The following is a 25,535-nucleotide window of genomic DNA, read 5'->3' on the forward strand; positions in this document are numbered from 1 at the left end:
CTTATGGTCGCCCTATCTGCTACCGTTTCACCAGCAACCCTGGCTCCTTTTGAATCGGCAATACATCCAGGCTGTCTAACTCAGCGCAATATTTCAGATCTTCATGGCAGTCGAGGCGCAATAATCGCTGACCGTGACTAGCATGGTGCAGTAAGCCCAACAGATTGTCTTGCCATTGGGCAAAAAGAGCGATCGCCGCGATGACTTCGTCGTTGCCTGCCAGTTCACTAAGGGGTGTGCCTGTGCGGGTTAACAGGCTGTGAGCGATCGCTCCGGCACAGACGGTGTCTTCTAGAGAAAACGAGCCTTCCCAACCCGATCCGGCAATCCAAACGGTTTCAGGTTGTTGCTCTAATACAAAATCGACGGCTGCTTTTCGGTTAATGAGCGCAGCAGTAATCACTGTTTTGGCATCTCGGACTCGTTCTAAACAGCGCGTCCCATTGGTGGTGCTGATAAAGAGCCGTTTACCTCCAACGCGATCGGGGGTACAGTCAAGCGGAGAGTTACCCAAATCGCACCCTGCAACGGTTCCACCGCCTCGCTCTCCTGCCCGCAATCGTTTGTCGGGTGCCCACTGTTCGCTGACCTGCATCAGCTTATCAATGTTGCTGAACACTTGCACTGCCTCGGCTCCAGCATTTAAAGCTGTAGCGATTGTGCTAGTAGCTCGCAAAACATCAATGGCGATCGCACATTCGGATGCTTGATTCGCTGGCACCAGTTCAGGAGTATGAAATACAAATAGTTTCACGAGCAGAGCAACCAACAGTGAAGAACAAACTCCATCTTACGGTTAAGCTGGTCTGTAAAAATACCCATTGGGTAAATTGATTTTTGATAATCAGCCAAACCGCTGACTAGGCGAGGCGTTTTTCCAGATATTGCCCGATCATCTGTTGCTCTCCTGCCCGCGAGATGATGGTTTGTCGAGTGCGATAGTGACGACCCACGAGCTTCAGTTCTTCTTCAAAGACGGAGTTGCCGTACTCCGTTCGCAGGCACAGGGTGTCTGGGTTAATGAAGTAAAACTCAGCCGTGACCGGGTTTGGGGTGGCAAAACCGCGATCGCGATACAGGACATTGCCCAGTGCGCCAAACAGTGTTGTTCCCTGAGACTGCTTGCGTCCAGACACCGCCTCAGTGCTATTCCAGATGATTTCGGTGCCACAGACCATTGCCGTCTCATCGGTGATGTTATGGAGCCGAGCCAACTGCCGCAAGGGTTCTGAACCCTGTTCTAAAAACCGGACGGTAATGAAACTGACCATCTCCTTCGTTTCTCCCTCTGGCAGGGTGTAGTAGCGGCGTTCCGATCGCCATTGTCCTTCTGATTTTTTGAAGAACTCGGTAATCAGAGACTCGCCAGTTGTGGAGTTCAGGATAGGAGAAGGTATCACCAAAGTGTAGTCCTCGAAAAGTTTTGGGTAGATCAGTACCAATCAGTAAAAGTAAGTAACGATTAATGTCAGTCTTGCCATCAAAATTGTTACTTTTCTTAATATAAATGACAGGATTACGGATGACAATTATTCCTGAGTAATAATGCTTAAGCTAGAGTTCAGTTCCCATTGGATATTGCATGAAGCCTCACCATCAGATCCCCATTGTGGAATGTCATGAGCCATTAGTGCCTGTCCCAAAGGGTTGGTTTGCCCTGGAGGACCCACATCCCTATGTCAAGCTGGGCGCACCTTATCATGACAAATCCCCCTACTATCTGCGACAAACCGTTTTAGAACAACTGATCGCCGCTCAAACTCGATTACAACAGGACTATCCCGGTTGGCGCATTCAAATTTTTGATGCTTACCGCCCTCTGGCAGTACAACAGTTCATGGTTGATCACACCTTTGAGGAAATGGTGCGATCGCGAGGTCTGAATGCCAACCAGTTAAGTGAACCAGAGCGGCAAGCCCTGTTACAGCAGGTCTATCAGTTCTGGGCGATTCCCAGTGCTGACCCCGCTACGCCACCGCCCCACAGCACCGGAGCCGCGGTGGACGTGACGCTGGTGGATGAACATAACTCCCCCATTGACATGGGTTCGCCCATCGATGAGATGTCGCTGCGGTCTTACCCTGACTACTTTTCACCGACTTTTGAACCACCCACTGCTGGTGAAATTTCGGCAGATTTACCGGGACGCCCCAATGTCACCTTTCATCAAAATCGCCAGATTTTACGAGATGCGATGACGTCGGCAGGCTTTTTACAACATCCCAACGAATGGTGGCACTTTTCCTGGGGCGATCAAATGTGGATGTGGTTAACTCAGCAACACCATCCTGATAGGCAATGGGTTGCCCGATATGGGGCGATCGCGCCTGTTAACGAAGGGTTTTTGGATCAAGAGCATCTCGCAAGCCATCGCCAATGTAGTGAATGCTAAGGACGGTCAAAAAGATTGCCAATCCCGGAAAGATGGCTAGATAGGGAGCCGATTCCAGCCGATTGTAAGCATCAAACAACATGCGTCCCCAGGTCGGCACATCAGGCGAAAACCCCAATCCCAAAAAACTGAGGGTTGACTCCGCCAGGATGGCGTTGCCGATTGCAAGGGTCGCTGCCACAATCACAGGGCTAATGACGTTGGGCAAAATGTGACGCCAGATCAGGGTGATAGGACTTGCCCCCAATGCCCGTGCAGCAGTGACAAAATCGCGTTCGCGTACACTGAGAAATCCGGCTCGCACCAGTCGCGCTACTGACATCCACTTCAAGCCACCGATGATCAACACGACCAGGATAAAAATTCCCAGCTCAGGTCCAGCGATCGCCCGTGCCGTATCTCGAAACAGGTAAATCACCAACAACAACAGAGGAAGCTCTGGCAGCGACAGAAATAGATCGGTGAGCCGCATCAGCATGGCATCTAATACCCCACCATAAAAGCCAGCGATCGCCCCGACTAATGTCCCCACCGAGACAGAAACGATCATAGCTACGACCCCAACGGCTAGGGAGATGCGTCCACCCACCAGCATTCGTGCCAGTTGGTCTTGCCCCAGGTCATTGGTGCCAAAGGGATGTGTCCAACTGGGAGGTGATGCGGCTCTGGCAAAATCAATCTGCTCAGCAGATACTGGGTAAATCCAGGGTCCAATCAGCACACTGCCGATGATCAAAGCCAATATCACGAGACTGGCGATCGCCATCTGATCCTGGCAAAATCTACGCCACACGTCTTGCCATAAAGTTCGTTGCGGCTGAAGGGTGTGTGGTGAGGTATAACCAGTAAGAGACATACATTGCTCGCCCTAGTTATGGACGCAAGAGAATGGACGCAAGAGATGTGAGAGCTTTTCTCACGATCGCCATCTTTGTAACTTCTATTTTGATTGTGGCAGGTTTTGTCAAACTCGCTCGTGCAGCCAAGGTCGATCGCGCCAACCAACTTTTGGAGACGAGAACCTGCTCTGCTTGCGATCTGGAGGATGTTGACCTGAGAAATGCAGATCTGGAAGATGTCAATTTAGAATCTGCCAATCTGAGAGGGGCTGATTTTCAGCGAGCCAACTTAAGCAGAGCCAACCTCAACAGCGTCATTCTAAATGAAGCAGACCTGACTGAAGCGAACCTACAAGACATTTACCTGGCGGATGCCCTACTCAGTTCTGTGATTTTGAACCGGGCAAATCTCAGACGAGCAAACTTGCGAGGAGCTTATCTGGGAGATGCTGCCCTCAACACCGCCAATCTGAGCAGTGCTCACCTGGGAGACACCATCTTCAGCCGAGCTTTGCTCAATCAAGCCAATCTTAACGAAGCCAACCTGGGTGGAGCCAATTTAGGAGAAGCAGACTTGAGTGAAGCCACACTACGAGGGGCAGACCTGCGGATGGCATATCTGGGGGATACCAACTTGAGTGGTGCTCGTCTGCCAGGGGCAAATCTGTCACGGAGTAATCTTCCCAGAGCTAACCTGCGGCAAGCCAACCTGCGCCGAGTCAATCTGGGAGAGGCTGATTTGAGAGGTGCCAGCTTAGAAGAGGCAAGCCTGAATGGTGCAAACCTGCTGCGAGCCAATTTGTTGAGGGCAAGCCTAATCAACGCAAACTTGACTAACGCCAATCTGACTGGAGCCAACCTGCGTAGAGCGGATTTAAGCCAGGCAAACCTGAGCGGAGCAAACCTGACCGGAGCCAACTTAAGCGCAACAAACCTGGACGGAGTAACCTTCTGTAACACGACAATGCCCGATGGCAGGGTTGAAAACCGGGACTGCGGCTTGTCTAATGATGGGTTAAGCCAATAATGGGTAAGCCAAACTCACATACTACTTGATCGCGCCCATACGACTGGGAGGCCAAAACCGCCGAGTCACTTTTCCAACGATATTCTCTTGTGGGACAAACCCCCAATAGTGGCTATCAAAAGCGTTGTTGCGGTTATCTCCAAAAACCACGTAGGAATTAGCAGGAACCATAATTGGACCCCAGGTATACTCTGGCGGCTCAACGATGTAACTTTCCTGGAGGGGTTGATTGTTGATATGAACGGCACCATCCTTCACCTCGATCGTCTCTCCCGGTAAGGCAACGACTCGCTTGACTAAAACAGTCTCCGGATCAAGGTTGGGTGCTAACTGCACAATATCGTCTGTCGGCTTGAAGATGATGATATCTCCTCGTTGAGGCAGTTCAGATTGGTAGGCATTGAGATGGGCAACAATGCGATCGTTCACCTGTAGTGTAGGAGTCATTGACTCTGACGGAATGTAGAAGGCTTTGTAGGCAGGCGAGCAAGCCGTCAGTGTGCCGATCGCCACAAGAATGCCAGCTAACAAATGCCTTGGACGCTTCTGAGTCAACATACGGAGTGGTTGGGTAATACATTGAGTAGAGGGTGCTTTGCCAAACGCCCTACAGAGTACCTTGAATTTTAAGGCTAAAAAGAATTAGGCAGAAGTTAGATTTGCAGAGGATTCGATTGGAGTTGGGTTATCGGTAGATGTATCGCTGGGATTGCCATGCAGCGGAGACGGGTTAGGCAGAGTAACCGTCGGCACTGGCATGTGTTGTATTTCCCAGACTTTTAACAAAATCAGGTATTCGTAGAAAGCCTGCAATATGCACCAGGCAAAGCCCGCCCGTCCGTCAAGGAAGCCTCCCAGGAAGATGTACATATACAGAAATCGCACCAGTGGGCGGAAGGGCACTCGCTGGGAGAGATCTTTGAGTGCTCGACGCCGCTCGACTTCTGTTTGCCCGAAACCGATTTTCCACCAGTCCACCCGACCCGTTTCCAGTTGGCGAATGGTTTCGATCGCCTCATCTGTAGAATAGCGATTATGTTTTTCAAGCCAGCGGCTGAAGCCCTTACTACAGGTGTAGTGGGGGTAAGTCTCTTGCAGAAATCCGGTGGAACCCTCACACACTTCCCGCTCGGTATGACCGTAGTCGTCATACCAGACCTTACCCCGACGCAACAGCCGCAACTGGTATCGCGGGTATTGCGTGCTGCGACGAATCCAGGTTCCCATGAACATGACCCGCTCTGCGACGTAATACCCCACATGCTGGTCACTCTTAATCGCCTCAAGACATTCTTGAAACAACTCTGGAGTCATGCGCTCATCGGCTTCGAGAATATAAACCCAATCATGCTTCGGAGGCACAGACTCTAACATCCAGGTGCGTTGTCGTCCGTGGCTCTCAAAAGCATGTTGGACAACCCGAATGGGATAATGACGAGCAATTTCGACGGTGCGATCGCTGCTGTTGGAATCAACCACCACCACATCATCTGATAGCAGGGCAGATTCAATACAGGCACCGATATCCAGCTCTTCGTTATAGGTGAGGATGTAAATCGAGAACATAGCGGTAAGGGTTTAAGTCATGTCAATCCTGTAGAACGCACCCAGCCGCGATCGCACACCAGTGAACCGGAAACTGAGTGGATTAAGCATTCTTCCAGTTTCTTAAGCCCAGCCAGCCCACGATGATGTAGCCGATCGCCAACAACAGGCTACCCAACCCAATTCGTAAGCCCGATTTCAGCGATTCTGCTTTAGCGGTGTTGGTGGCTTGTTCTCGTCGCAGCCCAATTTCAGTTTGAAACTGTTGCCGTAGTTCTCCGACTCGTCGCTCTACAAACTGGTCGAGAGCTTGAGGGTTCTGCCGAAATTCGCGCAACTGGGTTGCCTGGTCTTCCGGCAATTGACCGCTTGCCAAGACCTGATCTAGCTGCTCTGGATTGGCTAGCAATTGCTCAAGTTGTTGTCGCTGTTGACCTACCTCAAGTTGTAGACGACCGTCGAGTTGAGTTTCGGCTTGAGTCGCTTCTTCATTGATCCGCGCTAAAACCTGCTCATTGTTAATGCGGACATTGTTGAGGTGGAGGAAGAAAACGAGGATAAAAAAGAGCCCCAGGATGCTGGCTAGAATCAATCCTAAAAATCCTAAATCGATTGGAGATTTGCGATCGCCCGATCGTAACCCAGAGATGCTGTCTACCCAAGACCCCATCAGCAGCAGGGCGATTCCCACCAGAGGGACGATACCGCGATCAACGACTTGAGTGGCAAAGTTAATTTGCCAGACCCGTTCATGCACCTGAAAGGGAATGGGCAAAACGACGATGTCTAGCAATGCCAGAAGGATAATCACTACACCAGCCGTTTTCAGGGCGCGGGAGACGGTGGGGGAGATTTGACGACTACCAAGTGCTTTTGTTGAACTCATATTTGAAAAACTATCGGTTCCCTACTCTGGAGCTTACCTGAATATCTGAAATAGACCAGATACCCAAGGCTTCATTAAACATTATGCTGATGGTAACGACTAGGCATCACAGGCTACAGCTATCCTGGCAAAAATAATGGATGGCTAACGTGATTGTGCCGCAATTATAAGAAAACATTACATTTAATGGTCCTAAATTAGATGTGGGATGAAGGGTCGTTATTTTAGGGACAGCGGGATTGTTGCTGATGAATCTTATCCTGCAAGCTAGGGGGAACACCCAGAATAGCATCGGCGTATAGCCGTTCAAATTCGCGTTGAAAATGAGCCGCAACGGTGCGATCGCTGATCACCAGCAGATTTTCATCATTATTGTTGTTAGCGGCAGCTGTCCAATTGTGAGAACCAGTAATCACCAACTGCCCATCGACGACGCCAAATTTGTGATGGAGCAAATCGCCCTCCGGTAATTGGGGAACGCCAACTGTAGCGATCGCCCCACTCCAGGGTTTATTCCCGGCTTCCACTCGACAGGCATCATCGACTAACGTGACACCCATCATGTCCAACGCCTCACTGTAGTTGCGGTAGGCAAATTGGGGATCAATCAAAGCCCGAATGGCGGCTCCCCGTTGATGCACTCCCTCTAGCACGTTGCTCAAAGCTTGATCGGACAACACAAACAGTGCCATATCGATGCTTCGAGTCGCCGTATTCAAGACTCTGCCAATCAAGCCGTTGGTGCTGTATTCCCAGGGTTGTGAAGCGGACGTGGGCGAAAACTGCACGGCGATCGATGCACCCGATGGCAGCGCGATCGTCTGTGGCAACCGATAGGGCTTTTGCAACCCAAAGACGCTGTCTGCTTGACCACCAGGACCGTCGCCCCACATCAGCGAAAACTCCTCTGTAAAAACTTTTGCCACAGCAGGGCTGTTGATTTTAAGCAGGTGATTGGTATTGCCAACACTGTCTGGCTTGAGAAAATCGCCATGCACCTCCGAGATTGAATAGTTCACAGAACCCGTTAGCACCAGCGTTTGATCCACGACCATAAACTTGTGGTGCATCAGGGCTGATCCCTGAGAACCATCCGCTGTGTCATCGATCAGCGGAATCTGAGCCTGTCGTAAAATGAGAATAGAGTCAGCCTGTTCTGCTTCGGCTTGATCGACCTGACTATCCTGGTTGCGATCGCCCAGTTGGATAAATTCCTCATATTTATTGCGATCGCGCTCATCCAGTTCACTGGCAGATTGGGGTGTAACTTCGCTCCACAGGTGGTTATAGCCATGCTCGACAATAATCCGCACCTGAATCCCTGCCTGATGGCGATCGCGCAATGCTTTAGCGACGCGCGGCAGATGCAATTCCTGCACGGCCAGGTCAATTGAAGACTGAGCCGATTGAATGGTGTCAATGATGATTTGTTCGAGATCATCCCCCAGCCGCGATCGCTGGCGATAAGGTTCGGTGTAAACCGCTGCTTGAGAATGGTTGAAATAGACTTGTATATCGGGGGATTGTGGCAGGGGTCGCAAAGTTGGGGTCAGGGCAACGCTATGCCTCCAGGTATTCACCCCTAAAAACAGCAAGACGCCCACCACAAACAACGTTCCCCATCGCAACCCAGAAGACGGTAGACGCACAGTCAAGTACTCCAAAGTGGTCGCTTTTAGTTGTGCCCGACGAGAGGAAAATGCTAACGCTTGATTAATCGCTCGACTGGTGGAGATTTTTTAACCTTAGCTCAGTAGTTTCTATGGAAGTAGGGCTATATGCTGGGAACAGGAAACGAGACGGGATAATCTGCCGACATTGCAGAAATCCTGGTGACAAACCGAGCTTGGTATTATGCAGATTTATCTGGACTACAGTGCTACAACCCCCCCTCGCCCAGAGGCGATCGCTGTGATGCAGCAGGTGCTGACTGAGCAGTGGGGTAATCCGTCGAGTTTGCATCAGTGGGGCAATCGAGCTGCCACAGTGTTGGAGCAGGCTCGTGTCCAGGTGGCAGGGCTAATTAACGCTGTTCCAGAGTCGATGGTTTTTACGGCTGGAGGCACCGAAGCCGATAATTTGGCAATTTTGGGAGTGGCTCAACGCTATCGCACGCCACAACATTTGATCATTTCTAGTGTTGAGCATTCCGCTGTGTCAGAGCCAGCCCGTTTGTTAGAACAGTGGGGATGGCACATCACCCGCCTGCCCGTGAACGCTCAGGGACGGGTCGATCCCGCTGATCTGCAAGCGGCTTTGCGCCCCAATACGGTGTTAGTGTCTGTGATTTACGGACAGAGCGAGGTAGGAACGTTACAACCAGTTGAGGCACTGGGGCAGGTGGTGCGTCATCACGGTGCCCTCTTTCATACCGATGCGGTGCAGGTGGCGGGTCGAGTGTCGATCGATGTGCAGCAGTTGCCTGTGGATCTGCTCTCCCTATCCAGCCACAAAATTTATGGACCCCAAGGTGCAGGCGCGCTCTATGTTCGTCCTGGTGTTGAATTGGTGCCATTACTGGGTGGTGGTGGACAGGAATTCAAATTGCGATCGGGTACACAGGCACTTCCTGCGATCGCCGGATTTGGGGTCGCTGCCTCTCTCGCCCTACAAGAAATGGCAACCGAAACACCCCGCCTAATCCAACTGCGCGATCGCTTATTTGACCAGTTAGCCGATGTGTCTGATCTGAGTGTGACGGGCGATCGCCTGCATCGTTTGCCTCATCATGTCAGCTTTGTGTTGCGCTGTGCAGATGGCGATCGCCTTAGTGGCAAAACCCTGGTGCGCCAGATGAATCTGGCAGGTATTGCCATCAGTGCCGGGTCTGCCTGTCATAGCGGCAAATTGTCCCCTAGCCCCATTTTGACGGCAATGGGATATGGCGATCGCGCCGCTAAAAGTGGCATTCGGCTAACCCTGGGACGACACACGACTGAGGCGGATATCGACTGGACCGCCATGGTGCTCAAACAAATTATTGAGCGACTTGTGCCATCGATGACTTTGTGTGCAGAGTGTTAATGAATAAAGCAGAAACACGATTAATGGCGTCTCTGCCCTGTAACCCTCTGCCTCTCTAAAATCAAGCCTGGGGATCAACAACGGTTCCCATGAACAAGATCTGCCCCGTTTCGTTGTCCTGAATGGCGTAGAAGAAGGGGCGATCGACAATCATCTCAAACGGAGGACGGGTTGGAGCAGCGGAGCGGGAAATGCCAACGGCTGTCGATGCGGCTGCTTCAGTGCCTTCCTCATTGACTTCGATAAAGGTTTTGTGTTGCACAAAGCTAATCGCCGTGCGCTGGTTACTGATCCCCGAAAAGTCGGCTCTGGAGGGATCGAAGGCATTTGCCATGCCGATCGCTTTAAGCACATCACTTAACTCGATGCCATAGTTCAGCTTAAAGCGAGGCAACTGAAGAGAACCATTCTGGCTCGCAAATTGATAATTCCACTCTGTCCAGTTGTCGGCGGTGAGGGTTTGCACAAAAGCCGTGAGGGTTGAGCTACTGCGGGGCAAAAACACATACATGCTAAACCGTTCATTGCCATAGGGCAGGCTAATGGCTTGAAACTGAGCCGTCTCCAGGTAAAGGTAGGAGCCTCGCTGGCTCATCAGGGGATGTGGTTTTGTGGTGCCATTGGACAGATAGAAGGGACGATCAACCGTCGCACTGCGATCGAATGCTCTTGTCCAATTACCCTTAAAGTAAATAGCGTTAATCAGAAATAATAGTGCATCGCGATCGATGCGGCTCAAAATTTCAGGAATTCTGCCCTGAGTGTTGCGATTGACCCAACTGTTGATTGTTGAGAGGGCACTGGGACTGGCAAAGTTGAGACTGGTAACTTCTGCCTGATAAGACTCCCGGTTGTAGCGTAAAAAGTCGGCGTTAAACGTGATCCCCTCGCGACACCATAGGGAATTGGCGATCGCCAGTTGTACGTCAGGGTCAGCTGAATCCAGGCTTTGTCGCAGAGCCGCATTGGCTCGATTGACCTCCTGCAAGCTCATCCCCCGAAACTCCAGGGTTTGTGCCATTGCCCGCTGTGTCTCTGCGTTTGCCCCGTTGTAGGTCATGCTCAGGGCGATCGCCACACTGCTGGGTGAAACAGTCACGTTCCCAACGCCATTTTGCCGAATCAGTTCTGAAAACAGCTTGAAGCTGAAGCGGGTGTTTGCATCTATCAGGTCAGAGTCAACCATAGGATAGGAGTACTGGGCGAGCCGTTGGGGTTGCTCTGGCAATGGTCGGACTGCGGGGCGATCGCCTCTGGTTTCAGTCGCTTCTACAGGCACACCTGCCAGTGAACTCAATACCGCGATCGTCAGTACAACAATCCGACTAACTTTGATTAAAACAACCTTGGCAAAAATAGCCTGACCCATAGATGTGTTCCACAACGCACTTTAGTTTAAGGGTTTCCATTGCTACATCTCTAGATCAGGAGGCGAAATATAAAGGATTGGAAATAGAGCGGCAGAAGCAGATGGGAAAAGAAACCCCTTCCTCCGCCCGCTTCTGCCTTTGCCACCATTACCGAGCAGGCATCGCCCACCAGGCAATGGCATAGTTTTGGGTTGCGTCATTCACGCGATCGCGATACACCACCCGGATCTTATAGCGTCCTGTTTCAGGCACCTGCCGGAAGATATGCTCAACGCTATCGACCTCACTTACCGACGACCAGATACTATCTGCAACGTCCGTGTCTTCGGCTCGCATCAAGTAAATGTCGAGGTTATTGAGCCCTTGCTCGGTGAAGGTTTCGCCAATGTCGTATTGACCATTTCCATTGGCATCCTGTAGCTCAACTGGACGATTCCACGCCAGTGTAACCGATACAAAACTCTCTCCCTGCAAGGGTTGCTCGATAACGTAATCACGGTAAGAGGTCGCGCCATCACCTTCCGAGACAGAGCTGTAGTCCCAACCGATCGCGGGTACAGGGGCATCGGAACTCCACTGCCCAGGGCTAAACTGCTGAATAGCCCGATAGGCATTGAGGTGACCCGTCCCTAACTCAGCATGGAGCGGAATCTTGGGATCACGATAGGCATCTGACTCTAACCAGTTGGTATTGGCTTGATCGACCAGTGTCCGGCTCATACCCAGCAGTAATCCGTCACCCCGGTCTTGAATCTTATCTGCCGAGTTCATTAACACTACTTTTGTCACCTGATGGCGACGGGCATCCAGTCCCCAGCGAGGTTGGCGTTCCCGAATCTGGCGATCGCCATACTCCTGAATCAATGCCACGGTTGCTGTGACATGGGGAGCTGAGAAACTGGTGCCTGTGGCGCGAGTCGGACTGCCATCGGGGTTCAACATTTCAATATTAGTGCCGGGGGCAACCAGGCTCACGGAGCGGCGTGGACCTACATTACTCTCGGAATCGGGCGATCGCCCCACAACAATAGTAGGTTCACTGCCCAAGTTGGAGAAATCAACTTTGCGAAATACTCCATCGACCTGAGTCGAGTTTGCGACGGTAATACCATTGAAGTTGTCTGTGGGGATAGGAATACCGCCTCTACCCTGGTTACCAGCAATCACATACAGCACATCATGAATCTGGGCTGACCAGTCTACACACTGCGTCAACAGCGCATTGCCATCCAAAACCGCATCGGGACGAGGATCTTGCAGCAGCGATTCGCCAAAACTAAAGTTGGTTGCCCGGACATCGCCCCCATTTTGCAGAGCAACCGTTTGAGACGCGAGGCACTCCTGCGGTTGACCACTACGACGAATAAACCCAACCGCTGAGGAATAGAGCCGAGCACTGGGTGCAACGCCTGACACCTCTTTGTCCTGGCTGATCATGACACTGGCAACGTTAGCCGCATGACCGTCTACAAAATCATTGGCGCGTGCTAAAGCATCTTGGTGAAACAGCCGTCCGACGACAACATCTAAATTGGTTGCTCCTGCCTTGTCTAAACCAAATTGGGCAGGACGACCAATTTCGACTTGACCAATCGCGATTTTGGCACCCGTCAAGTTAAAAGGAGCAGCGCGGAGTCTAAGGGCATCAATGCCTCCTTCTCCGATCGATGAGACAGAAGCCAAGACTGGGGCACTTGCCAGGGAGGCAGCGATTCCTCCAACGAACCATGCTAACCGTTTTGCCGTTCGCCATTGAGCCATGAAGGTAATCTCCAAACTGAGAGTCAGATAAATTTCTGATAAATTTCTGGGTTATCGGGGATCAAACCGAGGGGCAGGTAACAAGTTTTGTTAAACTAAGTTACGTGACCGGACGCAGCAGGAAGGACTTTAAGTTATATGATCACTACCGCATCTCGAAAACAAACCGTTGTTGCCCCATCCATCCTATCAGCAGATTTTAGTCGCCTGGGGGAAGAGATCAGGGCGGTTGATCAAGCTGGTGCAGATTGGATCCATGTGGATGTTATGGATGGTCGATTTGTACCCAATATAACGATTGGTCCCCTGATTGTCGAAGCGATTCGTCCTGTTACTCAAAAACCACTCGACGTCCACTTGATGATCGTCGAACCTGAAAAGTATGTAGAAGACTTTGCGAAAGCCGGAGCAGATATCATCTCCGTTCACGCAGAGCACAATGCGTCCCCCCATCTGCACCGCACTCTCTGTCAAATCAAAGAGTTAGGTAAGCAGGCAGGTGTTGTGTTGAACCCCTCCACCCCGTTGGAACTGATTGAATATGTTCTGGAAGTCTGCGACCTGGTGTTGATCATGAGTGTCAACCCCGGTTTTGGAGGTCAAAGCTTTATTCCTGCGGTGTTGCCCAAGATCCAAAAGCTCCGTCAGATCTGCGACGAACGAGGATTGGATCCCTGGATCGAGGTCGATGGTGGCCTGAAAGGCAACAACACCTGGCAAGTACTTGAGGCGGGTGCTAATGCAGTGGTTGCAGGCTCAGCAGTGTTCAAAGCCAAAGATTATGCAGAGGCGATCGCGGGTATCCGTAATAGCAAGCGTCCTCAACCTGAGTTGGTAACAGCCTAGAAAGGGTTGGTAGTCAATAGTTAATGGTTAATCGTCAATAGTCTAATGCTTCTCACAATAGACTACTGACGATTAGCTATTGACTGTTGACCATTGACCATTGACCATTGACTCTTCTACAAATATCCCTTTTGCCGCTGTTCTAAGATCGTATTGTTGCGGTTAAGGTTTTCGCGCATCGTCGCCAGTTCATCCAACCGAGTCTTGAGTTCAGCGGCCTTGCGTTTGAATTTTACTTTGCGCTCAAGAGCCGATCGCGCCAGGTGCTCTTCCCGTCGCTTCATGGCTGCGAGGGCTACTCGGTGCCAGTTATTCACCTCGGTCTGTGCCCGATTGTATTGCACCAGGAGTTGTGCCTCGGCGGTTGTAATGTTTTGGTGTGCTTGTTGAAACAGGGCGATCGCCTGATCAACTCGCCCTGTCCGAGCGGCTTCCTCTACCAACTGATTGGAATCAAACACATCGATACCAAGACTGCTGAGACCGTAGGCTTCCACTTGCTCACTCCTGTTAATGCCCGTTTTGCACCACGTTGCGAAGTGTTCACAGTTGTTTGAAACCAGATTATATTGCTGTTCTCCGACCCGGCTTTCGGCCCGTTGTATCACCACATCGGCGATCGCGTGAGTGGCGTAACGCTTGATATAAACCGGATTGCCCATCGAAAAAGCGGAATAGGACGTCCGCCGGACGGTTGCAATATCTTCGGCTTTACTGTAATGGATTACTGTACCATCTCCACAGTCGATGCCATGGTGTTCGTAGACACCATTCAACCCAAGAAAAGGGCGCATGACATAAATTTGATCACCGCGTGCCATAGGTGGGAGTGGGGAATGAGGAGGGAGCTAATGAAGGGGATTGATGCCTGTAGTCAGGGGTCAATAGTTAGTAGTCAATAGTCAATAGTCAATAGTCAATAGTCAGGGGTCAATAGTTAGTAGTCAATAGTCAATAGTCAGGGGTCAATAGTTAGTAGTCAGTAGTCAGTGGCTAGTAGTCAATAGTCAATAGTCAATAGTCAGGGGTCAATAGTTAGTAGTCAGTAGTCAGTGGCTAGTAGTCATTTAGCCTGGATCGACCATCAACCATCAACCATTAACCATCAACCATTGACCATTAACCATCAACCATTGACCATTAACCATTAACCATTGACAGATTAAACCTGGTGCAATGCGTCAACGAGTACTTTTGCGGAAGGGTAGCGTTCGTCTGGTTGCGGATGGGTCAGAGTTTGAATAATCTCGGCAAGCTGGGGCGAAATGTTGGGGATGGTGTCAGCGTAGAGGCGGTATCCCTGATCGCGATCGCCGTAAAACGTAATTGGGTTTTGTCCAGTCAAAAGATAAGCCAGCAACGGACCGATGGCGTAGAGGTCAGTAGCGGGAGTGGCGTTCATATCCAGTTGTTCAGGAGCGGTATAGCCCGTAAACCCAGCGCGGGGGTCGTTTCCTAAAGCGAGCGTTTTGATGGCTCCAAAGTCAACCAGAGCGATCGCATCTGGAGCATGGGGCAAACTCTGGCGAATCAGGGCGTTGGGTTTGATGCCTCGGTGCAGAATTGGTGGAGTAAAGCTGTGCAAATAGTCCAGGATTTTACACAGCTCAATCATCCAGGCGATCGCTTGCTCCTGGGTAATGGCCCCTTCTACAGTCACCGTTTGGGCGAGACTCTGCCCCGGCATCAGTTCCATGACACAATAGGGTTGATTGGCAGAGACAAAAAAATCAACCACATGGGGAATTTTGGGATGGTTTAAGCCCCGTAGAATGTCTGCCTCACATTCCAAGGCTTCTCGTGCCTTTACATTATTGACCCAATCGGTGTTTAAGGTTTTCAACGCCAGGTTTTGTCCGCCACGCCAAGCCTGGTAGGTGATGCCGATATCTCCCTGTCCCAGCACTTGTAGGATCTGATAATTTTCAACGACCTGTAACACCTGGAGTGGTTGTCCACAATCCACACAAAATAAATAGCCACCGCGAGGATGGCTACAGGTTGTCGCAATTGATAGAGGAGCCGTCCTGGGAGCGGGATTAGGTTTTACGGCAAGGGCAATAGGGGTTGGATCTGGGCTGGGGCTATCTGGAATGCCCGTCGTGTTATGGGTTGGCAATTGTAGATGGGGCGGAACTGGAATTGTGCCCGCTGGGATGCCTGTTGGAATGGAGGTATCGCCATCACTGTCGGAGTCAGGCTCAATCACGTCGTCTTCCAAATTACGCTCCATGATTTCAGTGGAGGTAATGGGGTAATTGGGTCCCTGGCTCAGAGTGCGCTCACTTTCCAACTGTTTGGAAGAATCTTTGAGTGCCTCTTCGCCGATGCGGATCTGAATGTTTGGACCCGATCGCGCCAACCGAATAATGGAGCCATCTTTGACCGGGACTTGGGTAATCCGCTTGCCATCCAAATAGGTGCCGTTGGTGCCGAGATTGACGATTTCCCAGTTGGCTCCTACCCGTCGCAGCTCAACGTGATGTCGAGACACCACTGCACTGTAGAGAATGACTTGATTGTCGGTGGAACGACCAATACGAATGGTTGTCTCGTTTGGAAACGTCCAAACCTGAACTGGGATCTGTTTAATAGGATGCAGAAGTGACAGAGTAATCACACTGAAGCTGTAGGAAATGGAGTCCAGAGTTATTCGAGCAAAGATCTGGATATATCAAGCTCTTATATATCCTATGCTGCTTTTCTCAAATCGCATTGAAAACTTTGTGCATTACCTTAGTCCTCAACTCGATCGAGTCAGCACCTGATCTACTTCACTATCTTGCGCCGATCGCACCTAAGACAGTTGAAATAGAAATGTTACTTTATCTCCTTTGCCAAGCGCGATGCGATCGCCCGGTCGCAGACGATGACGATTGCCCATTGGCAATGGAATGTTGTTGATATAGGTGCCATTTGAGCTACCTACATCCTCAACATAAAATGCATCCGCATCGGCGCGAATATCGGCATGAATCCGAGAAACAATCTCAGAGTTGGGGAACCCAGACACATCAATATCGGGAGGAATGCGATCGTTGGGCTTGCCAATGTGGATGACAGGTAGATTGGGAGGAAGCTCGATCATCGTATTCGTTTGAACGTGTAGCAGTCGAGCCGTCTGAACTTGAATTTGAGTCGCACTGTATCTGGGAGTGACTTCTGCCGGGGGAACCGCCATGGGAGGAGCAGGTTGGGCAATGGTTGGCGGCACGGGTGGAGGCACATTGGGAATTGGGGCTGGGGGTGGAGCCGCTGGCTCAGGTGGCATCTCAGGTGGAGTTGCCTCACCGACTGGTTTGGTTGGACTGACCTCAGCCACCAATGGATCAGGGGCAATCAGGGGCTCAGGAGGTAACAGGTCAGGAATATCAAAATCAGGGGCGATCGTTGCGGCTGGAGCCGACGCCTCTTCGTATGCCGATTTACTAGCCGCCGCCTGGAGGTTAAAGCCGCATTGACCACAGAAACTCGCGTCTGCCTGAACCGCAGCATTGCAATTCGGACAGTTGATCATTGCGGGCAGGGGTGTATAACATGCTTCACACTGAACTGCCCCATCTGGGTTTTGGTGAGTGCAATTAGGACAGACAATCATGCCTTTCTCTCTTGTAACGCCGTAATCCCTTCTATCGCTCAATCATAGCCAATTAAGGGACGAAATCATTGATTTGTTCGCCTGCTGCCTGGTCTAACAACCACCACAGCTGACCTTGGGGTTGGATCAAGCGGGCTGGATAGGTAGATGAATCCCCAGTCGGAGCCAGAATATGGCTCAGGGCTATTTGCTTGTTTGCCCCAGTGACCATAAAGATGACACAACGAGCGTGGTTAATAAAAGGGGCGGTAAAGGTAATGCGAGGTTCTCCTGACTTGTTGCCCACCGTAACCAGGCGATCGCTCACTTGCAAGGCTTCCGTATGGGGAAAAAGAGAGGCGGTGTGCCCATCGTCGCCAATCCCCAGCAGCACCACATCTAGAGAAGGAAACTCACTCACCTGACTGGGGAAGAAATCTTGCAGCAGTTGTTCGTGGGTTTGAGCGGCGATCGCCGGATCAGCGGCATCCGTCGCGATGGGGTGAATGTTGCTGGCTGGGATGGGGACGCGATCTAACCAGGCTCGACGCGCCATGCCCTGATTGCTGTCGGGGTGGTCGGGGGGTACGTACCGCTCATCGCCCCAAAACACATGGATTTTATCCCACGGCAAATTCTCTTGAGCGATCGCCTCGTATAACGGTTTTGGCGTGTTGCCACCCGCCAGGGCAATGGTAAAGATGTCGCGTTCGGCGACTGCCTGTTGCATTTGCTCCAACACAATCGAGAGCGATCGTTGCACGAGTGCTCCCAGATCGGGCAAGACCTCAACCGTTCTACTCATGGTTGCTTCATCAACTCCACCAGGGTCTACATGTTGAAGTGTATCTGCTTATGGATTCAGCAAAACCATAAGGAATAATTGAGAATTGCAACAGACATCGCAGGCGAAAACCTGTCTCGGTCTGGCTATAACGGTTGCTATAGAATAATGGAATTACTTTTGGGTTAAACCCTTGGGTTTAAGTAGCTGGCTGAAAGTCTTCGACTTTCTTTAACTTAAGGAGGAAAGCCACAGGTAAGGGATTGAATTGGAGCAAAACGTAAAATATCAAGCCCTTCCTAACCGCCTTTTAAGAATTGACCCTTTTGGATCGGGGTGCGCTACCAGAGTCAATTCACATGGGGGAGCAACAGGCAGTGCTGAAACTGTATAGACAACGCCGACACATTACCGAAGCTGTAGCCGCACTCGAACCCTACGGGGTGAGTTCCTTGGTTCGGGAGAGGCTGGTCACCATTTTGGATGAGCATGATGGGCGCGAACTCTATCGCTTTAATCCCCGACTGATGGCAACTCACTTGCAACTCCCTGAGCGCGAGATGCTGGGGATTTTGGTGATGGGCTTAAAAGAGGGTATCTTCACCTTGAATTGGGAGATTCAGTGCCCTATCTGCCAGTCGATCGACTTTCGCCCCAAACACCTCCACGACTTGCAGACGTTGCACACCTGCCCGGTTTGCCACAGCATCCACACAACCGACGCTGATGAGCAGGTGCGCATCACCTTTAGCCTGGATGAGCGACTACGAAAGCTGGAACCCAATACGGATGATCCAGACTTTCGAGCCCGGATGGATCGGCGGTACGGTGTGGTGTCGGGGCATCGAATGTTAACGCTGCAAACCTTTCGAGATTTGTTCCCACGCGAGACACTGCCCCCCAGTGAGAGCCTACAGATTCGCCGAGTCGCCATTTTGTTTACTGATTTGACTGGGTCTACAGCCCTCTACAGTCGTCGAGGAGATGCGCGTGCCTTTGATTTAGTGCGCCAACACTTTAATTTACTGTTCCAACTGGTAGATGAGAACAATGGGGTCGTGGTCAAAACCATTGGTGATGCGGTCATGGGGGCTTTTACAAACCCTGCTGATGCGTTACAGGCGGCGATCGCCATGCACCGCAAACTCGCCATCCTCAACCAAGACCTGGCATTGCCCCCCGAAGATCATCTAATTCTCAAAGTGGGAATTGATGTGGGTCCGTGCATTTGTGTGACGCTAAACGATCGCCCCGATTATTTTGGGATCACGGTTAACACAGCCGCACGGGTACAGGCGACCAGTACAGGCAATGCGATCGCCATCACCGATGCCCTGGTCAATGATCGATCGGTCGCCGACACCTTAAGAGACTGCACCTGGCAACGCCGCGATCTATTGCTCAAGGGGCTAGATGCTCCTGTGATGGTTCACTACATTTTTCCAAATGCGATCGATAACTCGGCTCAGCGGGTCGAGCCGACCTAAATCAAGCGATGATGAAACTATCAGGTAAACAGTTTTACACCAGGAATTGGAGCGATGGGTATGGTTGATGGGGGTGCCAACGGAGTGACGGCAACGAATGACACAGCAGCACGCGAGGCAGTGCGATCGGGGGTGGCAGTGGGCGATCGCTCCCACTGGGGACGGCTGCAAGTCTCTGATGCTGATCGGTTGCGCTATCTGCACAATCAAACCACCAACAACTTCAACAGTTTGCAACCGGGGCAGGGGTGTGACACCGTTTTTGTCACCTCCACTGGGCGCACGATCGACCTCGTCACGGCTTACGTTACAGATAATGCGGTCTTGCTGCTCGTCTCACCCAACCGCCGCACCTACTTAATGGAGTGGATGGATCGGTTCATTTTCTTTGCCGATAAGGTGGCAATCAAAGACCTCACCGACAGCACCGCAACCTTCAGTCTGTTGGGAACTAGAAGCGATGCGCTCTTAGAAAAGCTGGGGGCAGGGGACATGGTCGGTAAACCTTACGCCAGTCATGCCATCTACTCGATCAACGGCATTGAGGCTCGTGTGGCGGTTGGCAGTGGATTGACAACACCGGGCTACACGCTTTTAACATCAGCAACGGATGCCCCAGCTTTGTGGCAGGTGCTGACGGAAATGGGAGTTGTGCCCATGAGCAACACCCTCTGGGAGCAACTCCGGATTGAACAGGGTCGTCCATTGCCTGACCATGAGCTAACCGAGGACTTTAACCCGTTGGAAGCGGGGCTGTGGCATACCATTTCATTGAGCAAAGGCTGTTATATCGGGCAAGAGACGATCGCCCGTTTGCATACCTATCGTGGAGTCAAACAACAATTGTGGGGGGTTCGCCTCAGTGCTCCTGCCGAAACTGGCAGCGCAATCATGGCAGGTGATGAAAAAGTGGGCGTTTTAACGAGTTGTACTAACACCGACCAGGGAATCATCGGACTGGCTTACATTCGTACCAAAGCGGTTGCTCCTGACCTCAAAGTGCAGATTGGATCGAGTCAGGGAGAGTTAGTCTCTCTGCCCTTTGTCAGCCATGAGTATTTGTAACCCTCTTCGGTCACTCTTGCGACTCGCCTCCGCCCTGTCGAATTTAGCTACAGCCACAATGAAAATTAAGTAGGTGGTTGTAAATAAGTGTAGGAAAGGGGGGTTGGGGCGTTGCCCCCAAGAAGGGGGATATATCCCCCTCCTCTATCTGACGTTTAATTACGCCAAGCTACTTACTATCAATTCTATTGACTCAACAAAAGCCGTTTGACGAGTTGGAGAGTTGTCTCCAATCCAGCATCTTTTGCTAAAAATGCATCTGCATTGGGGCAGAGTTGCATTCCTTCTCCCAGGTCGCGGCGACTGATAAACCCTGAGACTAAAATTGCCAGAGGTGGGGGTTGTCTTGTTGTTTTTAAGTGATGAATCAGCTCACAACCATTCATCACAGTTTCATATTCACTAGAGGGTAAGATCGTAAAGTCAATCAGGACTAAGTCGTAAGTTTGGTGATGGTCTAATAACTCAGAAACGGTGGTGAAAATCGTGATATCAAATTCTTGTTTGAGAAATCGCTGAATAGATAAACACCAATTTTCGTCGTCATCAACGACTGCAACTTTATACACATTATTTGCCTTTTTCCTAATAGTAAAAAATCAAGACATTTGATTGCGATTGTGTAACCGGGCGATCGCATCCAAAAGCTTTTGATAATCTGTTATGGGTTTTGCAAAAAAATCATCCGCTTGAGACGTTGATAAGAGTGTTTCTCGTTCTGCAAGCATGGCATAAGCAGTGATCAAAATAATAGGAATATGGGCTGTTTTGGGGTCACTTTTTAAGAATCGGGCTAGATCTGCTCCACTCACTTCATGATTTTCCCATTCTGCTCCTGGTAAATTGACATCCATCAGTACAAGATCGACCTTTCCAGCCTGACAATACTTAAAAATTTCGGCTGGTTCATCTGCAATATCGACCTGATGACCACCCAACCGTTGAATCAGTTTGGCAGTTCCTTTTGCTAATAAATAATCGTCGTCTACAAGAAGGATATTCAGTTGCGATTTCACTTGAAGTTCCAAGCCTCTGTAGATTACTTTGAAGGAGGATTAGTGATTTGTTTTCATTAAACGGTGTTATCTGTCGAATCACTGACAGTTCAAGCTAAGTACTGCTGTTCCCAGATAGGGTTTGAAAATAAAACCAGGGGGCTGTGCCCCCAGTCAGGGGTTCTACCCCTGCACCCCAAATTCCCACCCTTATTGACGAAGAGTTGTACTAAGAATGACTCATGTTAAAAGAATCACTACCATAGCTCAGTCAGACAGTCGGGAAGTACATCTTACTTACTCTACCGAAACAAAGCGGTGAAATAGCAGCTAGCCCGTTAGCCGTTCTATTAAATTAATGGAATGGTTGGTAAGGTAAACGTAATTGTGGTGCCCTGTCCTTTGCCGGGGCTGTCTAACCAGATTTGCCCACCCATTAACTCGACTAACCGCTTACAAATAGTTAGCCCCAAACCTGTACCACCATAACGCCGTTTAATTGAGCCATCTGCCTGAACAAATGGCTCAAAGAGCGATTCCTGTTTTTGGGTGTTGATTCCGATACCTGTGTCAGTGACCGAGATTTTAATGACCTGTTGTTGGGCGATCGCCCCATTCGCTGAGCGGTTTTGGCTTGTTTCTAAGGGGGTGTTGCTCTGAATTGCTCGTACCCGCACCTCTCCCTGTTCTGTAAATTTGAAAGCGTTAGACAGCAGGTTGGTGAGAATTTGTCGCAATTTGATGGGGTCGCTGGAGATGTTGCCCACCTCACACTCGATCACGAGAGAAATCCCCGTACGACGGCTCTCCGCCCGAAATAGCATATCTTGCTCTGCCAACAGATCGGGTAGAGAAACGGACTCTATGGTGACAGGCATCCGTCCAGCTTCGACTTTGGCAATATCCAACACATCGTTGATCAGTGCGACGAGATTTTCGGCTGAGCGATGGGCAATGTGAATGTATTCCTTGAGTTCTTCCTCATCGTTGTAAAATCCCTCATTCAACAGCTTCAAATAGTTGAGCATGGATGCCAGAGGTGTACGTAACTCATGGCTGGTAGACGAGAGGAAATTGGACTTGAGGCGACTTGCCTCCTCAGCAGTGGCACGGGCGTTATGAAGCTCCTGATTGCGCATTTCAACGAGTAACCGTTGCTCGCGTTCACACTGATACAACCGTCTCTGCATGACTGCCAGGGTGAGGTGAGTGCCGAGCGATCGCACCAGTTCGATGTCATCGGCTGTCCATTCCTGGGGCTGACCTCGCTTGAGTTCACACCAAGCGTCAAACGAGAGCCGCACCCGATCGCTTCGATAGTCTCTATCCTGTTGACCTGCCCAGACAATATTCGTGTCCACTTCGTTGCGAAAGATGGTCAGGCATCCCAACGAAAAGTGCCTATGTTGGAGGGGCATCAGGAGAATGCTGCGGATGGTCGTTGGACGGAACAGCGGCACAACATCATACAACCGCTGATCTTGATAGAGGTCGGCGATCGCCTCCACCGCATGAGGACTATTGTGCAGCAGAGTTAAGTTGTTTCTGTCCGCAACCATCATATCTATCCAGGTGTCCACCTCATCCATCGTCTGAAAGGGGAGTCGCTCAGAGGTGATGATGTCATGCCAAAGCGGATATTCTTCGAGGAGCAAGCCTTGATCCGGTAACTGGGGCTGTGAGCCGTAGGTATACAATTCATGTTCGGTTTCGGCTTCATTCAGCTTAAGATAGAGCCTCCCGCCTGCTGCCTGGGATGCCTGTACAATTCGCTCTAACACCATCTGCAAAACATCCTGTATCCGCAGCGGCATGTGAAGCAGGGTTGACACTTGATTAATCAGACCCTCTCGATAGGCTCTGTGGCGAGTTTGGCTCAAGATGTCGGATTGGGCGATCGCCACTGACACCTGATCTGCCAGGAGTTGCATCGTTTGTAATTCTGCTTCTGAAAACGTTTTGGGTTGGGCGTGGTGTGAGACGAGTAAACCCCATAGGGTCTGACCGTGCAAAATTGGCACCACTAACGAGGACTGCACACCCATCGCAGTTAGATATTCAACATGACAGGGGTCAACTGGACGTTGCAGAACCTCAGCCAAAGAATGCTGTTGGAGCGTTTCCAGGGTAAGACTCCCTGTGGTTTTCACATCCGGCAAGCGGTTTAGCGTGATCATTTGATCGGGTACACTGACAATCGATCGCTGTCGCGCTTTGATAAACAGTTCCCGTGCCGCTGGGGGAATGTCGGTTGCTGGAAAGTGCAACCCCAACAGTGAAGGCAACCGATGGTCGTGAACCGACTCGGCGATGACTTGCCCGGTGCCATCGGATTGAAATCGATAAACCTTGATGCGATCGGTCTGCAAAAAGGAGCGAACCTCTGCCACTGTCGCTGACAAAATTTCCGTCAGTTCAAGGGATTGCCGAATTCGATTGGTCATTCGGTTGAGGAGGGAGGCTTGAATGAATGCTTCTCTCGCTGTCATGGGCTCTGGCAATGAACAAACAACGTTTAGTTTGGGGCGATTTCCAGAAGACGGATGTGTACTTGAGGGCGAAATAGCACAGAGCCGATTTAGATACAGTTTTGATGATGTCAGGTTTCCCATCCCTACTCGGAGTTTGAACCAGTCGTTACAAACTGAAGCGGATCAACATCACGCGGATACAGCAACCACGTTCGTTGCCAGGGTTGGGTTAAGGTTTGCACCAGAGGAGACAATTCGCTAATTTCTCGCAGATCAGTCTCCGTTTTTAATTTGATACCGCGATGATAAAGCGTGTAGCCCCGACTCCAGGTTGTTCGCAACCCAACGTAACGATCGCCAGCGTCAGAAGGGTGGGTGGGGTTCGGGCTGTGACTAAACCTCTGCTGAACCTTCTGCAATAGGTCTTGTTGCTGCTCTGGTGACAGATGGGTGACATCCAGGGCTTTGAGCAGGTCGCGATCGACCAGACGACGACAGAGATCCGCCAACAGTGGGTCATCGTGTTGCTGCCACCGTTGCAGATGGTAGAGAAACACCCCATCATCGGCATTGAGATAATCGGTCAAATCGAGGAGATTACAATCATCCTTCAGCCAGGTCGTCATGGTGTCGTCCGCCACTAACCTGCCCTCGGCTAATAGTTCTCGTGCCCGTTGAAATGCCTGCTCCAGCAACCATGAAGCGGCAATATTTTTGGGGTGATTGTAGATTTGGGCATACATGAAGTAGCGCACGATCAGGTAGTGCTCGATCGCAGCCATGCCTTTGCGGGCGACCACCAATTGTTGGCTGACGGGGTCGTAGTCGAGTGCCAGAATGATGCGATCGAGATCGAGCTTGCCGTAGGAAGCCCCAGTAAAATAGCTGTCTCGCATCAAATAATCGAGGCGATCGCAATCCAACTGGCTTGACACCAACTGCCATACCAGAGGAATGGGATGTTGTTTGTGATAGACCTGTTCGATCTCGTCGAGCAACGTGGGGCTAAAGGCATCCAACCGCGATCGCACAGGTTTTGACTCTCTAAGAATGCGGATTGTCCAGTGTTCGTGGTGGCTGCCAAAAATTTCTTCGCAAGTATGGCTAAAGGGACCGTGCCCGATGTCGTGCAACAACGCCGCACACAAAACGGTAGCCCGATGGGGTTTGAGTTGCGGATAACGGTGGGCAATGCGGTCAAAGGCACGTCGAGCGATCGCCATCACCCCCAGAGAATGGGTAAAGCGTGACCCCTCTGCTCCATGAAACGTGAGACTGGCAGGTCCGAGTTGACGAATCCGCCGCAATCGCTGAAATGCCGGAGTGTCGATCAGTTGAATCAACAATGCCTCGATTGGGTCGTGTCGATCCAGGGCGATCGCCCCATGTAATGGATCGTGATAGGTTCGACCAGAACCGGGCAACTGGGAATTAACCATAGAAGGTAGGGAAATTGAGAACCCAGC

The 25,535-nt window shown here is 50.9% G+C and carries 23 protein-coding genes; 6 read left to right on the forward strand and 17 right to left on the reverse strand.

Going from position 1 to position 25,535, the window contains the following annotated elements; translation table 11 throughout:
- Positions 1-19: 19 nt before the first annotated feature.
- Together H6G89_RS03860 and H6G89_RS03865 are read right to left on the reverse strand one after the other, a co-directional pair.
- Complete coding sequence (locus H6G89_RS03860; protein WP_190503966.1) at positions 20-754, reverse strand: 2-phosphosulfolactate phosphatase family protein; 735 nt, start codon at positions 752-754, stop codon at positions 20-22.
- Positions 755-860: 106 nt separating this feature from the next.
- On the reverse strand, positions 861-1,400 hold the full coding sequence (locus H6G89_RS03865; RefSeq protein WP_309229646.1) for a phycobiliprotein lyase: 540 nt from the start codon (positions 1,398-1,400) through the stop codon (positions 861-863).
- A gap of 182 nt (positions 1,401-1,582) precedes the next feature.
- Here H6G89_RS03865 and H6G89_RS03870 point away from each other — a divergent pair, with 182 nt between their 5' ends.
- Positions 1,583-2,392: a M15 family metallopeptidase gene (locus tag H6G89_RS03870; RefSeq protein ID WP_190503967.1), complete on the forward strand. Its 810-nt coding sequence runs from the start codon at positions 1,583-1,585 to the stop codon at positions 2,390-2,392.
- Here the strand turns inward: H6G89_RS03870 and H6G89_RS03875 are convergent.
- Positions 2,331-3,248 (reverse strand): ABC transporter permease, encoded by a 918-nt coding sequence (locus tag H6G89_RS03875; RefSeq protein WP_190503968.1) that lies wholly within the window; start codon positions 3,246-3,248, stop codon positions 2,331-2,333. The two genes, H6G89_RS03870 and H6G89_RS03875, sit on opposite strands and share 62 nt — an antisense overlap.
- A gap of 32 nt (positions 3,249-3,280) precedes the next feature.
- Between H6G89_RS03875 and H6G89_RS03880 the strand changes: the two genes are divergently transcribed.
- Positions 3,281-4,258 carry a pentapeptide repeat-containing protein gene (locus H6G89_RS03880; RefSeq protein WP_190503969.1) on the forward strand — a complete coding sequence of 326 codons (978 nt, stop codon included), beginning with the start codon at positions 3,281-3,283 and terminating at the stop codon, positions 4,256-4,258.
- Between the two features lie 21 nt (positions 4,259-4,279).
- On the opposite strand, the gene lepB is transcribed toward H6G89_RS03880, so the two are convergent.
- The 4 genes from lepB to H6G89_RS03900 form a co-directional block, all read right to left on the reverse strand.
- Complete coding sequence (lepB, locus tag H6G89_RS03885) at positions 4,280-4,816, reverse strand: signal peptidase I (protein WP_190503970.1); 537 nt, start codon at positions 4,814-4,816, stop codon at positions 4,280-4,282.
- Positions 4,817-4,900: 84 nt separating this feature from the next.
- Entirely contained in the window at positions 4,901-5,824 is a 924-nt protein-coding gene (locus H6G89_RS03890) for a glycosyltransferase family 2 protein (protein WP_190503971.1), read from the reverse strand.
- Between the two features lie 82 nt (positions 5,825-5,906).
- A complete protein-coding gene (gene hpsJ-B / locus H6G89_RS03895) occupies positions 5,907-6,689 on the reverse strand; it encodes a hormogonium polysaccharide biosynthesis protein HpsJ (protein ID WP_190503972.1) in 783 nt (260 codons plus the stop codon).
- A 224-nt stretch (positions 6,690-6,913) separates the two neighbouring features.
- Complete coding sequence (locus H6G89_RS03900; RefSeq protein ID WP_242059815.1) at positions 6,914-8,353, reverse strand: phospholipase D-like domain-containing protein; 1,440 nt, start codon at positions 8,351-8,353, stop codon at positions 6,914-6,916.
- Between the two features lie 190 nt (positions 8,354-8,543).
- Between H6G89_RS03900 and H6G89_RS03905 the strand changes: the two genes are divergently transcribed.
- Complete coding sequence (locus H6G89_RS03905) at positions 8,544-9,713, forward strand: cysteine desulfurase family protein (protein ID WP_190503973.1); 1,170 nt, start codon at positions 8,544-8,546, stop codon at positions 9,711-9,713.
- A 61-nt stretch (positions 9,714-9,774) separates the two neighbouring features.
- Here H6G89_RS03905 and H6G89_RS03910 read toward each other — a convergent pair whose 3' ends face one another.
- Together H6G89_RS03910 and H6G89_RS03915 are read right to left on the reverse strand one after the other, a co-directional pair.
- Positions 9,775-11,082, reverse strand: a complete 1,308-nt coding sequence (locus H6G89_RS03910; protein WP_190503974.1) for a serpin family protein — start codon at positions 11,080-11,082, stop codon at positions 9,775-9,777.
- A 148-nt stretch (positions 11,083-11,230) separates the two neighbouring features.
- Positions 11,231-12,844 carry a S8 family serine peptidase gene (locus H6G89_RS03915; protein WP_190503975.1) on the reverse strand — a complete coding sequence of 538 codons (1,614 nt, stop codon included), beginning with the start codon at positions 12,842-12,844 and terminating at the stop codon, positions 11,231-11,233.
- A 138-nt stretch (positions 12,845-12,982) separates the two neighbouring features.
- Here H6G89_RS03915 and rpe point away from each other — a divergent pair, with 138 nt between their 5' ends.
- Positions 12,983-13,690: a ribulose-phosphate 3-epimerase gene (gene rpe / locus H6G89_RS03920; RefSeq protein WP_190503976.1), complete on the forward strand. Its 708-nt coding sequence runs from the start codon at positions 12,983-12,985 to the stop codon at positions 13,688-13,690.
- A gap of 116 nt (positions 13,691-13,806) precedes the next feature.
- On the opposite strand, the gene H6G89_RS03925 is transcribed toward rpe, so the two are convergent.
- The 4 genes from H6G89_RS03925 to pgl form a co-directional block, all read right to left on the reverse strand.
- A complete protein-coding gene (locus H6G89_RS03925; RefSeq protein ID WP_190503977.1) occupies positions 13,807-14,511 on the reverse strand; it encodes a lecithin retinol acyltransferase family protein in 705 nt (234 codons plus the stop codon).
- 341 nt (positions 14,512-14,852) lie between these two features.
- Positions 14,853-16,310, reverse strand: coding sequence for a protein kinase domain-containing protein (locus H6G89_RS34840; protein ID WP_190503978.1), 1,458 nt, complete (start codon positions 16,308-16,310; stop codon positions 14,853-14,855).
- A gap of 177 nt (positions 16,311-16,487) precedes the next feature.
- On the reverse strand, positions 16,488-17,288 hold the full coding sequence (locus H6G89_RS03935; RefSeq protein ID WP_190503979.1) for an FHA domain-containing protein: 801 nt from the start codon (positions 17,286-17,288) through the stop codon (positions 16,488-16,490).
- Positions 17,289-17,340: 52 nt separating this feature from the next.
- Positions 17,341-18,072, reverse strand: a complete 732-nt coding sequence (gene pgl, locus H6G89_RS03940) for a 6-phosphogluconolactonase (RefSeq protein ID WP_190503980.1) — start codon at positions 18,070-18,072, stop codon at positions 17,341-17,343.
- Positions 18,073-18,368: 296 nt separating this feature from the next.
- Here pgl and H6G89_RS03945 point away from each other — a divergent pair, with 296 nt between their 5' ends.
- Together H6G89_RS03945 and ygfZ are read left to right on the forward strand one after the other, a co-directional pair.
- Entirely contained in the window at positions 18,369-19,538 is a 1,170-nt protein-coding gene (locus H6G89_RS03945; protein ID WP_190503981.1) for an adenylate/guanylate cyclase domain-containing protein, read from the forward strand.
- 54 nt (positions 19,539-19,592) lie between these two features.
- Positions 19,593-20,603 carry a CAF17-like 4Fe-4S cluster assembly/insertion protein YgfZ gene (gene ygfZ / locus H6G89_RS03950; RefSeq protein WP_199336518.1) on the forward strand — a complete coding sequence of 337 codons (1,011 nt, stop codon included), beginning with the start codon at positions 19,593-19,595 and terminating at the stop codon, positions 20,601-20,603.
- 185 nt (positions 20,604-20,788) lie between these two features.
- Here ygfZ and H6G89_RS03955 read toward each other — a convergent pair whose 3' ends face one another.
- From H6G89_RS03955 to H6G89_RS03970, 4 genes are all read right to left on the reverse strand, one after another.
- The gene (locus tag H6G89_RS03955; protein ID WP_190503982.1) at positions 20,789-21,172 is read right to left on the reverse strand and encodes a response regulator; all 384 of its coding nucleotides are present in this window, start codon (positions 21,170-21,172) and stop codon (positions 20,789-20,791) included.
- Positions 21,173-21,202: 30 nt separating this feature from the next.
- Positions 21,203-21,619: a response regulator gene (locus H6G89_RS03960; protein ID WP_309229571.1), complete on the reverse strand. Its 417-nt coding sequence runs from the start codon at positions 21,617-21,619 to the stop codon at positions 21,203-21,205.
- 329 nt (positions 21,620-21,948) lie between these two features.
- Positions 21,949-24,087 carry a sensor histidine kinase gene (locus H6G89_RS03965; RefSeq protein WP_190503983.1) on the reverse strand — a complete coding sequence of 713 codons (2,139 nt, stop codon included), beginning with the start codon at positions 24,085-24,087 and terminating at the stop codon, positions 21,949-21,951.
- A 125-nt stretch (positions 24,088-24,212) separates the two neighbouring features.
- On the reverse strand, positions 24,213-25,508 hold the full coding sequence (locus H6G89_RS03970; RefSeq protein ID WP_190503984.1) for an HD domain-containing protein: 1,296 nt from the start codon (positions 25,506-25,508) through the stop codon (positions 24,213-24,215).
- Positions 25,509-25,535 lie beyond the last annotated feature (27 nt).

The sequence above is a fragment of the Oscillatoria sp. FACHB-1407 genome, assembly GCF_014697545.1.
Classification (GTDB): domain Bacteria; phylum Cyanobacteriota; class Cyanobacteriia; order Elainellales; family Elainellaceae; genus FACHB-1407.